Genomic DNA, 13,278 nt, shown 5'->3' with positions numbered 1-13,278 from the left:
ATTATAAAAAATCAAAAAAAATTTCAGAACCGCCCGTCCACCTTAAATTGCTGCTCAGATTCAAATAAAGTGCACCGAGGGCGTAGACAGCGACAATCAAGAAGCCATTTCTCTTGCCAAAAAGATGCACTGCAATCATAGGCAACAGTATATATTCAAACATTGATATACTCGCGTACCCGCGACCTGCAAGAATTGCAAAGTCGCCCAAGACAATTCGCAAGAACGTCGCACAATAAAAAACGCAGAAAACGAGATTGAAAGTGGGATAGCTTACCTCCAGCTTTTTCCACCACACCCACCCAGCTATAATCAGAAGTAAATTCTTAATATTGACCATATCAAAAAGTGGCAATGCGTAGCCGTACTTTTCAGTGGTTAGATATGAGTCAATTTTTTCACTGATAAAACTGATGAACGCCATTTGCCGCAACAACCATTTCGAGTCAACAAAGGATGTCATAAAAACAAGAACTACCGTGAGCAACAGATACATCACGCGTGTTGGCCTGAGCATATACAACACGACAGGAACTATAAAAAAAGCCGACGACACGTGTACAGTCATCGCCAGCGCAAGATAAAACGCCAACAGCATATATTGTTTTTTATGAAGATACGTCGCGGCTAAAAATACTATGCCAGAGGCTATCCCCAGACGTATCGCGTTCAAGTCCTTCGCAAGATAAAAATGCGTAAAGTAAATCAGCATACCCAAGGCAAAGTAAGGAGAGAAATACCGAATACTCCTAACATTGAAACTTATCGCCGCCAGTGAACTGACCCCAAATAAAATATAAGAGTTTCTCGCTAACGCCGCGAGCGTTGAGAGAAGCATAAAGAAACCGAATTCGATATTAAATGTTGTATAGCTGTAATCACAATAAATATTGCTGCATTCCAAAATTGAAGGAATTTCATGCAGCATTGTCAGGTAAGCAAGATCGTCATTGCCCACACCGGCCACCCTGAAGGTTGCCAATAGGAAAAGCGGCACCCCCATCAGAGCAGAAACAACCGCTTGCGGCAGTTTCTGTTCACCCAGTATGTCCCACGCGGCGACGATGACCAGAAATCCGAATACGAGATACAGCGGGAGAAAAAACTGCATGCCCATCAGTTACGTGCCCAATAAATAAAACCGGCCATCGAAATCATAAAGTATATGATATATGCTAGCATGTAAGCATACATGACACCGTGCACCCCACCCACTTCGCGCCCTACAGTAAATGTCAAGCCGATAAAAAGTAGCGCCTGCAGCACTTCAGCCAAGATATATAGTTTCGTTGCCGCCTTCGCCACCGCGACGAAACCAACAACATAAGCAGAGACTTTAAAAAAATCGCCAATCAACTGATAAATTATATAGCCTTCCAATTCATGAAATTCGGAAGATAATAATGCTGGGATAAAAAAACTACGCCCAAAATAAAGAACACTACCGCCAGCTAAGAAAGCCGCCATTACCAATAGAAGAAATTTCACTACCTGGGCTTTAACCGCTGCTTTATCTTGAGTCGATGACACCAGCGGCATGTAATATGATGCTAAAAAAACGCTGAAAAAACCAATATACGCGCTCGAGAGCTTGATACTCCCTTGCCAAATTCCCGCCTGGGCATAGCCCACCTGCGTTATTAGCGATTCCCTGATGATTATTTCGACCACTGGAAACATTAAGGCGCTGACAAGCAGCATCAATCCGAATCGGGAAAAATTCCTGCCAAGTGTTATATCAAACTTCTGCCACTTGACCATTCTGAAAATCGACATCCTCCTCAGAAAAAACAAAGAAATGAGCGCGGGCATGGTAAACAATGACACCATTGCCATCGCTGCACCAGACACACCCCATGCAGAAATTAACCACCAGATTATGGGGAGCACAAGAATATTGGAAATAACCTGAACGCTGGCGTTTACCTTCAGTTTCCCTAGACCGTTAAAAAAACCGGAGAACAAAATATTGAACGCAAATACAAATTGAGCAAAGGCCAGCACTATAACAATCCAGAAGTCTTCACGCCGCCCGAATATTAGCGTCGAAATTTTTTCTGAAAAAACAAGCAGAAAAACAAACGCCACAAGGCAAAAACCCAAGGCGTAGAATATTGACGTCGAGAACAATTTGTACATTTTAAAATGACTTTCTTTAAACTCCGCGACGTACTTGATTACGCCGTGGCTTATACCGCCCCCTGCCAGCAACACAGCGATAGATACCAAGCTCATGAAATGACCCAGCTTGCCGAGGCCATCCGCCCCCATGTACACGGCGATTAATTTTAGTAAACAGAAGCCAACCAATATCTTTGACGCTTGAGCAGCGCTTGTAAAAAAGGCGCCGATCAGCATACCTCGGTTTGAGCCATCCAACTTACCGGCCGAGGGCATTAACTGCACCTATCACGGAATTGATAACATGCTGGATCTCAGCCTCTGTCATACCATGCCAGACAGGCAAACGAATAAGACGCTCGCTTTCCCTGGTAGTAAAACGGTCTTCACCGTTGAATCGACCGAGCAAAACACCTGCAGGCGCGCTGTGAAGTGGAACATAATGAAAAACCGCCCCCACGCTGGCATCCTTCAAATGGCTGAGAACTGCCCCGCGTGCAGCGATATCTTTTACTTTGATATAAAACATATGCGCATTGGCCACACAGCCATTTGGAATGGTCGGAACTTCAATCAGTCCCGTCGCCGCCAACTCTGCGAAGGCCGTACGGTAGTGCTGCCAAATACTGAGTCTAGAATCATTAATGAGCGTCGCGTATTCTAATTGCCCAAATAAATAAGCGGCCTGCAATTCCCCCGGCAAATAACTACTACCAATATCAACCCATGTATATTTATCAATCATACCTCTAAAGAACTGGCTGCGATTAGTACCCTTTTCCCTAATGATTTCGGCGCGACCAATAAAGCGCTTATCATTGATTAACAACAAACCACCTTCACCGCCACTGGTGTAGTTTTTTGTTTCATGAAAACTATAAGCAGCCAAATGCCCGATGGTCCCTAGCCAACGCCCTTTATAAGTCGACATCATGCCCTGAGCAGCATCTTCCACGACAAACAAGTCATGTCGCTGCGCAATATCCATGATCGCATCCATGTCACAGGCAACACCGGCATAATGAACGGGCACAATCGCCTTAGTTTTTGTAGTGATCGCCGCTTCGATAAGCGTTTCATCAATATTCATTGTGTCTGGCCGAATATCTACAAAAACAATCTTCGCGCCTCGAAGTACAAATGCGTTAGCAGTACTTACAAAGGTATAGCTTGGCATGATGACTTCGTCACCCGGCTGTATATCTATCAAGATAGCAGCCATTTCGAGCGCTTGAGTGCACGAAGGTGTCAATAACGCTTTTTCACAAGAGAATGTTTTCTCAAACCAACGCTGACAACCAATGGTAAACTCACCGTCACCAGACATCTTGGCACTGCGCATGGCACGTATTACATATTGATCTTCGTTACCCGTATAGGGTGGTTTATTAAATGGAATCTGCATCGCGCTCACCGTAAAATTCTTTTGCTTACTGGGCTTAAGCCAAATATTGCTTAAAGACAAGACCCGCAAATAGAATTGATCGCGAGCCGATTAATTGCTGCCTCGGCATTTGTTCGAACACAAAACTGGAGGAGTTTTCACACAGATATGAGGGTATTCACAGTAGCAGATCGCCGGCCGAATCCCGCCTAACTACTAGCACTGAAAACGCAAGACGCCAGCTATCGTTGATGGGCTGCATTTTACCCGATAACCGGTGCGCTTTGAACCTTGACGTGGCGCTTTTATAACGCCAACCCTAGGCAATCTATCCGCAACTGACTGATTTTTATGAAGAAAATCCTAAGCTCAAGGTATCGATTAACTCGACTGAGCAAGAGGAAGGGCGCGCTTTCAGTAGAGCCCCTCCAAATAATGCGGGCCTCACTTGACGATTACCCGGAAGGAAAATAGCCCCCTACACAACCCATAGGGAGAAGCGGTCGCGAGGAGGAACTTTATCCGCGCGCAGCCGACGCTCGCTTATTACGGCGGACACTGGCTGCCAATACGCAAAAAAAGGGACCTATCAACAACCCGACGATTAGCGCAGCGACGACATAAACGGCCACTGGCAGTTGCATGGTGGCCCACCCCAGGAACGAAAGAGAGACGCCTTGTTGGTTCTCCAACACAAAAGCTGCAACCATCAGTGCAACAGCTAGCACTACCAACATCAGAAAAACACGTTTAATCCCACGCATGACTTACTCCCACCCTAACGCCACTCAGACGCCTTCTTCCTCATCTTCATTCACCCGATCCCGCAGTTCCTTCCCCGGCTTGAAATGAGGCACAAATTTCCCATCCAGACTTACCGACTGCCCAGTCTTAGGATTGCGCCCTACCCGTGGCGCACGATAGTGCAGCGAAAAACTCCCAAATCCACGGATCTCAATCCGATCCCCGGTAGCCAGGCACTGGGACATTTGCTCAAGCATGGTCTTAATAGCCAACTCCACATCCTTGGATGAGAGCAGCCCTTGATGGGTGACAATTCGTTCGATCAACTCCGACTTCGTCATATTTTTCCCTTCTTTTTCAAGCAGCTAGGAAAAGCGCTTCGAAGGTTTTAGCATGACTTGATGAATTTGAACAGCCCATGCATAAACTTATCTGCTGGTTAAATAAACACCTGAATAGAACACAAAACCTCTCAATTGCATATGACGAGCATCTTGCGAGTAACCGCGCCGGCGGGGTTCCAGCCGAACAGGTAGTCGCCCTCCTCATCCTTGGCGTCGCTGGATCGAGTGATGACCTTATAGCCCTGCATCTTGCATTCACGAGCGGCGCGCCTCTCGCACTTATCCCAGCCGTTGCCAAGACCGGAGCAGTCGACCTCTATGCCGCTGACGCCGCGCCTGGCGTGAGTTTTGGCGCTGGTGACTGAGCAGCCTGCAAGCATTACCACTGCGAATATTACGATAAGCTTGTTCATTGAAATCCTTATTAAAACAACAACAAAACGGGTAACGCTTTTACCAAGACTATAGTCAGTTCTGACCCCGAGCTAAATGCCTTGGTTCTCGCTTGTTGATTCAACAAATTGCAGGCACAAAAAAGGGCGACCGAAGTCGCCCTTTTTACAGCCTTACAGAACTTAGTTCTGCTTAGCCATAGCTTCGCGCAGCAGGGAGGCCATAGTGGTCTCGCCTTGTGCAGCTTCCGGAGCCGATTTCAGGCTCTGGATTGCTTCTTTCTCTTCCACTTCGTCTTTGGACTTGATGGAGAGCTGGATTACACGGCTCTTGCGGTCAACGCTGATGATCTTGGCTTCTACTTCCTGACCTTCTTTCAGAACGTTGCGCGCGTCTTCAACGCGGTCACGGCTGATTTCGGAGGCTTTCAGAGTCGCTTCGATATCGTCGGCCAGAACGATGATGGCGCCTTTAGCGTCAACTTCTTTCACAGTGCCTTTAACGATGGCGCCCTTGTCGTTCTCTTGAACGTACTCGGAGAACGGATCGCTTTCCAGTTGCTTGATGCCCAGGGAGATGCGCTCGCGCTCTGGGTCAACCGACAGGATAACGGTGTCCAGCTCGTCGCCCTTCTTGAAACGACGAACAGCTTCTTCGCCAACTTCGTTCCAGGAGATGTCGGACAGGTGAACCAGGCCGTCGATGCCGCCGTCCAGACCAATGAAGATACCGAAATCGGTGATCGACTTGATGGTGCCGGAGATTTTATCGCCCTTGTTGAACTGGCCAGAGAAATCTTCCCATGGGTTAGATTTGCACTGCTTGATGCCCAGGGAGATACGACGACGCTCTTCGTCGATGTCCAGAACCATAACTTCCACTTCGTCGCCGACTTGTACGACTTTCGAAGGGTGGATGTTCTTGTTGGTCCAGTCCATTTCGGAAACGTGTACCAGGCCTTCCACGCCTTCTTCCAGCTCAGCGAAGCAGCCGTAGTCGGTCAGGTTGGTTACACGCGCGGTAACGCGAGTGCTTTCTGGATAACGGGCTTTGATAGCAACCCATGGATCTTCACCCAGTTGCTTCAGGCCCAGGGAAACACGGTTGCGTTCGCGATCGTATTTCAGAACCTTGACATCGATCTCGTCGCCAACGTTGACGATTTCGGAAGGATGCTTGATACGCTTCCAAGCCATGTCGGTAATGTGCAGCAGGCCATCGACGCCACCCAGATCGACGAATGCGCCGTAATCGGTGAGGTTCTTGACGATACCTTTGACTTGTTGGCCTTCCTGCAGGGATTCCAGCAGAGCTTCACGCTCGGCGGAGTTTTCTGCTTCCAGGACGCTGCGACGGGAAACGACAACGTTGTTGCGCTTCTGGTCGAGTTTGATGACCTTGAATTCGAGTTCCTTGCCTTCCAGGTGCGTGGTGTCGCGCACTGGACGAACATCGACCAAAGAACCTGGCAGGAACGCACGGATGCCGTTAACGTCGACAGTGAAGCCGCCTTTAACCTTACCGTTGATAACGCCCTTGACCACTTCTTCAGCTGCGAAGGCTGCTTCGAGAACAATCCAGCATTCAGCGCGCTTGGCTTTTTCACGGGACAGCTTGGTTTCACCGAAACCGTCTTCAACCGAGTCCAGAGCAACGTGAACTTCGTCACCGACATTGATTGTCAGATCGCCAGCATCGTTGTAGAACTGTTCCAGCGGGATCAGAGCTTCAGACTTCAGACCAGCGTGAACGGTTACCCAGCGAGCTTGGTAATCGATATCAACGATAACACCGGTGATGATGGAGCCTGCCTGAAGGTTCAGGGTTTTTAGGCTTTCTTCAAAGAGTTCCGCAAAGCTTTCGCTCATTTTAATTCCTGTTGATAAGGGCGAAGAATACGCCCATCTCCACACCCCAGACGGTGTGGGTCAGTTTCAGTTAAAAGAAGCCACCGCAGGACTATGACTGGTCCCCTGCGGCCTTCTTGATCACCCGGCGATATCGCGAATGGCGATTTCGCTCAAGATGCGTTCCAGCACCTGCTCGATGGACAGCTCCGTGGAATCCAGCTGGATGGCATCAGCCGCCGGCTTTAGCGGGGCTACTGCGCGCTGGGTATCACGCTCATCGCGTGCACGGATCTCATCTAGCAGACTCGACAGACTAACACCATCGACTTTGTCCTTCAACTGCAAGTAGCGGCGGCGAGCCCGTTCCTCGGCGCTGGCTGTCAGGAAAATCTTCAGCGGCGCCTCGGGAAATACCACCGTGCCCATGTCGCGACCGTCGGCCACCAGGCCCGGTGGTTCCTGAAAAGCCCGCTGACGCTGCAGCAGCGCATCACGCACCGCCGGCAGCGCGGCAACCTGGGACGCCCAGGAGCCGACCTGCTCGTTGCGCAGATCATCGGTCACATCATCACCTTCGAGGATGATGCGCTGGGGATGGCCTTCCGTCGCCCCGACGAACTGCACATCAAGGTGCGCCGCCAGTAGCTTCAGAGACTCTTCGTTGGTCAGGTCGACGCCATGGTTGCGTGCGGCAAATGCCAGCAGGCGATAGAGCGCGCCGGAATCCAGCAGGCACCAGCCCAGGCGCTTGGCCAGGATGCCGGCGATCGTGCCTTTGCCCGAGCCGCTTGGCCCGTCGATGGTAATCACCGGAGCTTTGATATTCACAATTGAGCCTCTTGGGCAACACGCATGCCGACATGGGCACACAGTGTAAGAAAGTTCGGAAAAGACGTAGCAACATTGGCGCAGTCATGGATACGAATCGGCGCCGTTGCCCGCAGGGAAGCGACGCTGAACGCCATGGCAATGCGGTGATCGCCGTGGGCGTGTACATCACCGCCGCCTATCGGGCCGCCGTCAATGATAATCCCATCAGGGGTCGGTTCACACTTCACCCCCAGCGCCAGCAGACCGTCGGCCATCACCTGGATTCGGTCGGACTCCTTCACGCGCAACTCTTCAGCGCCACACAAAACGGTCCGGCCCTCAGCGCAGGCCGCCGCCACAAACAGCACTGGAAACTCATCGATAGCCAACGGCACCAGCGCTTGAGGAATCTCGATACCCTTCAGCGCAGCCGCACGTACACGCAGGTCAGCAACCGGCTCGCCACCCACTTCGCGTGGGTTTTCCAGGGTGATATCGGCACCCATCAACCGCAGGATATCGATCACACCGGTTCGGGTCGGATTGATTCCCACGTGCTCCAGCAACAACTCGGAGCCTTCGGCAATCGAAGCGGCCACCAGGAAGAACGCCGCTGAAGAAATATCCCCCGGCACTTCAATGTGGGTCGCTGTCAGTAAATGGCCCGATTCCAGCGATACGGTAGCGCCCGGCACTGCCACCGGATAACCAAACCCGCGCAACATGCGCTCAGTATGGTCGCGGGTCGGCGCAGGCTCCGTCACCGCGGTGACGCCTTTGGCGTACAACCCGGCAAGCAACAGACAGGACTTGACCTGAGCACTGGCCATCGGCAGCGCATAATTCATGCCTTTCAACGATTGCCCACCACGGATGGTCAGCGGCGGACATCCTTGCGGGCCTGTCTCGATCAACGCCCCCATTTCCCGCAAGGGCTTGGCCACGCGATTCATCGGGCGCTTGGACAGCGACGCGTCGCCCGTCAACACGCTGTCGAAACTTTGCGCCGCCAGCAACCCGGCCAACAAGCGCATGGACGTACCGGAGTTCCCCAGATAAATCGGCCCCGGTGCAGCCTTCAAACCATGCAAACCCACGCCATGAATGGTCACGCGCCCATGGTGCGGGCCCTCGATGACCACCCCCATGTCGCGAAACGCCTGCAAGGTGGCCAAGGCATCTTCACCTTCAAGGAAACCTTCGACTTCGGTCACGCCTTCAGCCAACGAACCCAGCATGATCGACCGATGGGAGATCGACTTGTCGCCCGGCACGCGGATACGCCCGCTCAAGCGACCGCCCGGGTTGGCGATGAAGGTCAGCTCATCGGCATTCACAGCTGTTTCCATATAGGCCCGGCGCGCCAGGATCTTGCTGAAGTGCTCTCGCGCCACTCGTGCACGCGTAAACACGCCCAATAATTGATGGCCGTCCCCCGCATCGACCGCGTCGCGCAAAGCGTCGAGGTCACTGCGAAAAGTGTCCAGAGTGCGCAACACCGCTTCGCGATTGGCGAGGAAGATGTCGTGCCACATCACCGGATCACTGCCGGCAATCCGCGTAAAGTCGCGAAAGCCACCGGCGGCGTAACGGAAAATATCCAGGTTCTCGTTGCGCTTGGCCAAAGAATCCACCAGGCCGAACGCCAGCAAATGCGGCAGATGGCTGGTCGCAGCCAAGACCTCGTCATGACGCTCGACCTGCATATGCTCGACATCCGCTCCCAGCTCACGCCAGAGACGATCTACCACCGCCAACGCGGCCGGATCGGTTTGCGCCAACGGCGTGAGGATCACTTTATGCCGACGGAACAACTGCGCATTGGACGCCTCCACCCCGCTCTGCTCGGAGCCTGCAATCGGATGGCCCGGCACAAAGCGCGCAGGCATGCCGCCAAAGGCCAGTTGCGCGGCGCGCACCACATTGCCCTTGGCACTGCCGACATCCGTGAGAATCGCGCCGCCCAACTCCATGCCGGCCAGCAACGCCAACAGTTTTTCCATGGCCAGGATCGGCACGGCGAGCTGGATCACGTCGGCGCCCTGGCATGCGAACGCCAGGTCGGCCTCACACCGATCCACCACCCCCAACTCAACGGCCAGCTTGCGCGATTGCGGGTCCAGGTCCACACCGACCACTTCGCCGCATAGCCCGCTTTCGCGTAGGCCTTTGGCGAAGGAGCCGCCGATCAACCCCAGGCCGACCACCACCAGGCGACCGATCATAGGCACAACAGGTTGCAATGCAGTGACATCAACCACGAGCCAGAACCTTGGCCAGCGCCTCCAGGAAGCGGCTGTTTTCAGCCGGCAAACCGATGGTGATGCGCAGGTGGTTCGGCATACCGTAGTTGGCCACCGGACGCACGATCACGCCTTCACGCAACAGCCCCTGGAACACCGGGGCCGCCACCTGGCCGAGGTCGACGCAAATGAAGTTGCCCTTGGACGGAATCCAGCCCAGGCCCAAATCACGGAAGCCATCCTGCAACTGCAACATGCCGCTTTCATTAATGCGTCGACCTTCTGCCAGGTACTCGGCATCTTTCAACGCCGCACACGCCGCCGTCAGGGCCAGGCTGTTGACGTTGAACGGTTGGCGCACGCGGTTCAGCACATCAGCCACCACCGCCGTGGACAAACCATAACCAACGCGCAACGACGCCAGGCCATAGGCCTTGGAGAAGGTGCGCGACACCAGCAGGTTCGGGTAGGCCGCCAGGAAGTCCAGCCCATCCGGCAGGTCGCTGCCTTCGGCGTACTCGATGTAGGCCTCATCCAGCACCACCAGCACATGCTCCGGCACGTCTTGCAGGAATTCATTCAGCGCCGCTGCATCAAACCAGGTACCGGTCGGGTTGTTCGGGTTGGCGATAAACACTACGCGCGTCTGGGCATCGATGGCCGCCAGCATCGCGGGCAGATCGTGGCCCCAGTCTTTGGCAGGAATCACGCGGGCTTGAGCGCCAACGGCCTGGGTGACGATCGGATAAACCGCAAACGCGTGCTCGCTGAACACCGCATTCAGGCCCGGCGCCAGGTAGGCACGGCCGACCAGCTCGAGGATGTCGTTGGAGCCGTTACCCAGGGTCACCTGGTTCAGCTCGACACGACACTTTTGCGCCAGCAGCGATTTAAGAGCAAAACCATTGCCGTCCGGGTAGCGGGTCAGCTCGGCCAGCTCTTCACGAATCGCCACCAACACCTTGGGGCTCGGGCCGAGCGGGTTCTCATTGCTGGCTAGCTTGACGATCTTTGAAGGATCCAGGTTCAACTCACGCGCCAGCTCGTCCACAGGCTTGCCCGGTACGTAAGGCGACAGTTGTTGCACGCCCGGCTGAGCCAGGGCGAGGAAGTTGCCACTCATGTTAACGCCTCACAAAACCGCTTTCGGGTAAGAACCGAGCACCTTGAGCGCCACGGCTTCCTGACTTATTTTCTCCAGCACGCCCTTGACCAGCGGGTCGCGGTGATGGCCGATGAAATCAATAAAGAACACGTAGGTCCATTTACCGCTGCGCGAAGGCCGCGTCTCGATGCGTGTCAGGTCAATCCCGTTGTCGTGGAATGGCACCAGCAACTCATGCAACGCGCCGGGCTTGTTGCTCATGGAGACAATGATCGACGTCTTGTCATCGCCGGTCGGCGGCACTTCCTGGCTGCCGATCATCAGGAAACGCGTGGAGTTGTCCGGGCGGTCCTCGATTTTCTCGGCCAGGCGCGTCAGCCCGTAAAGGCCCGCCGCCATATCACCGGCGATCGCCGCCGAATTCCACTCACCCTTGACCCGCTTGGCCGCTTCGGCATTGCTGGACACCGCCACCCGCTCGACATTCGGATAATGGGCGTCCAGCCACTTGCGGCACTGAGCCAGGGATTGGGCATGGGAATAGATACGACTGATGCTGTCGGTCTTGGTGTTCTCCCCCACCAACAAGTGATGGTGGATACGCAACTCGACTTCCCCACAGATCACCATGTCGTGCTCGAGGAGGCTGTCCAGCGTGTGGTTGACCGCGCCTTCGGTGGAGTTTTCCACCGGCACTACGCCAAAATTCACCGCGCCGGCCGCCACTTCACGGAACACTTCGTCGATGGCTGCCATCGGCTTGCTGATCACCGCGTGGCCGAAGTGCTTCATGGCCGCCGCCTGGGTGAATGTGCCCTCGGGCCCGAGGTAGGCGACCTTGAGCGGCTGTTCCAGGGCCAGGCACGAAGACATGATTTCACGGAACAACCGCGCCATTTCTTCGTTGCCCAACGGCCCCTTGTTGCGCTCCATCACCCGCTTGAGTACCTGGGCTTCACGCTCGGGACGGTAGAACACCGGCACCTCACCTTCCGCCAGGGACGCCATCTTCACCCGCGCCACTTCCTGGGCGCAGCGCGCGCGCTCACTGATCAGTTCCAGGACTTTCTCGTCCAGGCTGTCAATGCGCACGCGCAGGGCCTTGAGCTCTTGTTCAGACATTAGCCGTGTTCCTTTTCGAACTCTGCCATGTAGGCAACCAGCGCGTTGATCGCGTGAATGTCGACGGCGTTATAGATGGAGGCACGCATGCCGCCCACCGAGCGGTGGCCCTTGAGGTTCAGCAGGCCGCGCTCGTCGGCGCCGGCCAGGAACGGCTTGTCCAGGCGGTCGTCCGCCAGGCGGAACGGTACGTTCATCCATGAGCGGTCGGTGAGGTTGATCGGGTTGCTGTACAGGCCGCTGGCGTCGATAAAGTCGTACAGGACGCGCTTTTTCTCTTCGTTGAGCTTGCCCATGGCCGCCACGCCGCCCTGCTCCTTGAGCCATTCGAACACCAGGCCCGACAGGTACCAGGCGAACGCCGGCGGCGTGTTGTACATCGAGCCGTTATCGGCCGCGACCTTGTAGTTGAGCATGGTCGGGCACAGCGAGCGCGCGCGGCCCAGCAGGTCTTCGCGGATGATATTGACCAGGATGCCGCTAGGGCCGATGTTCTTCTGCGCGCCGGCATAGATCATGCCGTACTTGGAGACGTCGATCGGGCGCGAAAGGATGTCCGAGGACATGTCGCACACCAGCGGCACGTCCCCCACTTGCGGCACCCAGTCGAACTCCAGGCCACCGATGGTTTCGTTCGCAACGTAGTGCACGTAGGCCGCGTCCTTCGATAGCTTCCACTCGTTCTGACCGGGAATGGCGAAGTAGTCGTAGGGCTTGGCGGTGCCTGCCACGTTGACATGCCCGTAGCGCGAAGCTTCTTCGATGGCCTTCTGGCCCCAGATACCGGTGTCGATATAGTCGGCGGTGCCGCCTTCCGGCAACAGATTCAGCGGGATTTGCGCGAACTGCTGGCTGGCGCCGCCTTGCAGGAACAGCACTTTGTAGTTCGATGGGATGTCCAGCAAGTCGCGCAGATCCTGCTCGGCCTTGGTGGCAATGGACACGAACTCATCGCTGCGATGGCTCATTTCCATCACGGAGAGGCCTTTTCCATGCCAGTCGAGGAGTTCACCCTGCGCACGCTGCAGGACTGCTTCAGGAAGCGCCGCGGGACCGGCACAGAAGTTATAGGCTCTCTTGCTCACATCCAATCTCACTCTGATCTGGTGGGGTGGTGCAATAAACGGGTATTCAATACTTTCATAAGGGACAAACAACAAGG

12 protein-coding genes are annotated in these 13,278 nt (G+C 54.5%); all 12 read right to left on the bottom strand.

Annotated elements, in window-relative coordinates; all coding sequences use genetic code 11:
* Position 1: 1 nt before the first annotated feature.
* Positions 2 to 1,117 carry an EpsG family protein gene (locus KSS96_RS08785; protein ID WP_217856008.1) on the bottom strand — a complete coding sequence of 372 codons (1,116 nt, stop codon included), beginning with the start codon at positions 1,115 to 1,117 and terminating at the stop codon, positions 2 to 4.
* A complete protein-coding gene (locus KSS96_RS08780) occupies positions 1,117 to 2,397 on the bottom strand; it encodes an O-antigen translocase (protein ID WP_135196692.1) in 1,281 nt (426 codons plus the stop codon). The genes KSS96_RS08785 and KSS96_RS08780 overlap by 1 nt, the downstream gene beginning before the upstream one ends.
* Complete coding sequence (gene rffA / locus KSS96_RS08775; protein WP_217856459.1) at positions 2,381 to 3,526, bottom strand: dTDP-4-amino-4,6-dideoxygalactose transaminase; 1,146 nt, start codon at positions 3,524 to 3,526, stop codon at positions 2,381 to 2,383. Before rffA ends, KSS96_RS08780 begins: the two co-directional genes overlap by 17 nt.
* Before the next feature lie 497 nt (positions 3,527 to 4,023).
* On the bottom strand, positions 4,024 to 4,269 hold the full coding sequence (locus KSS96_RS08770) for a lipopolysaccharide assembly protein LapA domain-containing protein (protein ID WP_017526596.1): 246 nt from the start codon (positions 4,267 to 4,269) through the stop codon (positions 4,024 to 4,026).
* A gap of 24 nt (positions 4,270 to 4,293) precedes the next feature.
* Positions 4,294 to 4,590, bottom strand: coding sequence for an integration host factor subunit beta (gene ihfB, locus KSS96_RS08765; RefSeq protein WP_003218804.1), 297 nt, complete (start codon positions 4,588 to 4,590; stop codon positions 4,294 to 4,296).
* 131 nt (positions 4,591 to 4,721) lie between these two features.
* On the bottom strand, positions 4,722 to 5,006 hold the full coding sequence (locus tag KSS96_RS08760) for a hypothetical protein (RefSeq protein ID WP_017526597.1): 285 nt from the start codon (positions 5,004 to 5,006) through the stop codon (positions 4,722 to 4,724).
* A gap of 162 nt (positions 5,007 to 5,168) precedes the next feature.
* Positions 5,169 to 6,854 carry a 30S ribosomal protein S1 gene (gene rpsA / locus KSS96_RS08755; protein ID WP_016975322.1) on the bottom strand — a complete coding sequence of 562 codons (1,686 nt, stop codon included), beginning with the start codon at positions 6,852 to 6,854 and terminating at the stop codon, positions 5,169 to 5,171.
* Positions 6,855 to 6,974: 120 nt separating this feature from the next.
* Positions 6,975 to 7,664, bottom strand: coding sequence for a (d)CMP kinase (gene cmk / locus KSS96_RS08750; protein ID WP_217856006.1), 690 nt, complete (start codon positions 7,662 to 7,664; stop codon positions 6,975 to 6,977).
* Positions 7,661 to 9,871 (bottom strand): bifunctional prephenate dehydrogenase/3-phosphoshikimate 1-carboxyvinyltransferase, encoded by a 2,211-nt coding sequence (locus tag KSS96_RS08745; protein WP_217856457.1) that lies wholly within the window; start codon positions 9,869 to 9,871, stop codon positions 7,661 to 7,663. Before KSS96_RS08745 ends, cmk begins: the two co-directional genes overlap by 4 nt.
* Before the next feature lie 28 nt (positions 9,872 to 9,899).
* Entirely contained in the window at positions 9,900 to 11,012 is a 1,113-nt protein-coding gene (gene hisC / locus KSS96_RS08740; RefSeq protein ID WP_017526599.1) for a histidinol-phosphate transaminase, read from the bottom strand.
* A 9-nt stretch (positions 11,013 to 11,021) separates the two neighbouring features.
* Positions 11,022 to 12,116, bottom strand: a complete 1,095-nt coding sequence (pheA, locus tag KSS96_RS08735) for a prephenate dehydratase (protein ID WP_065877013.1) — start codon at positions 12,114 to 12,116, stop codon at positions 11,022 to 11,024.
* On the bottom strand, positions 12,116 to 13,201 hold the full coding sequence (gene serC / locus KSS96_RS08730) for a 3-phosphoserine/phosphohydroxythreonine transaminase (protein ID WP_017526600.1): 1,086 nt from the start codon (positions 13,199 to 13,201) through the stop codon (positions 12,116 to 12,118). Before serC ends, pheA begins: the two co-directional genes overlap by 1 nt.
* Positions 13,202 to 13,278: the final 77 nt, after the last annotated feature.

Source organism: Pseudomonas asgharzadehiana (assembly GCF_019139815.1).
In the GTDB taxonomy this organism is placed as follows: Bacteria; Pseudomonadota; Gammaproteobacteria; order Pseudomonadales; family Pseudomonadaceae; genus Aquipseudomonas; species Aquipseudomonas asgharzadehiana.
This window is presented reverse-complemented; position numbering and strand designations above follow the sequence as displayed.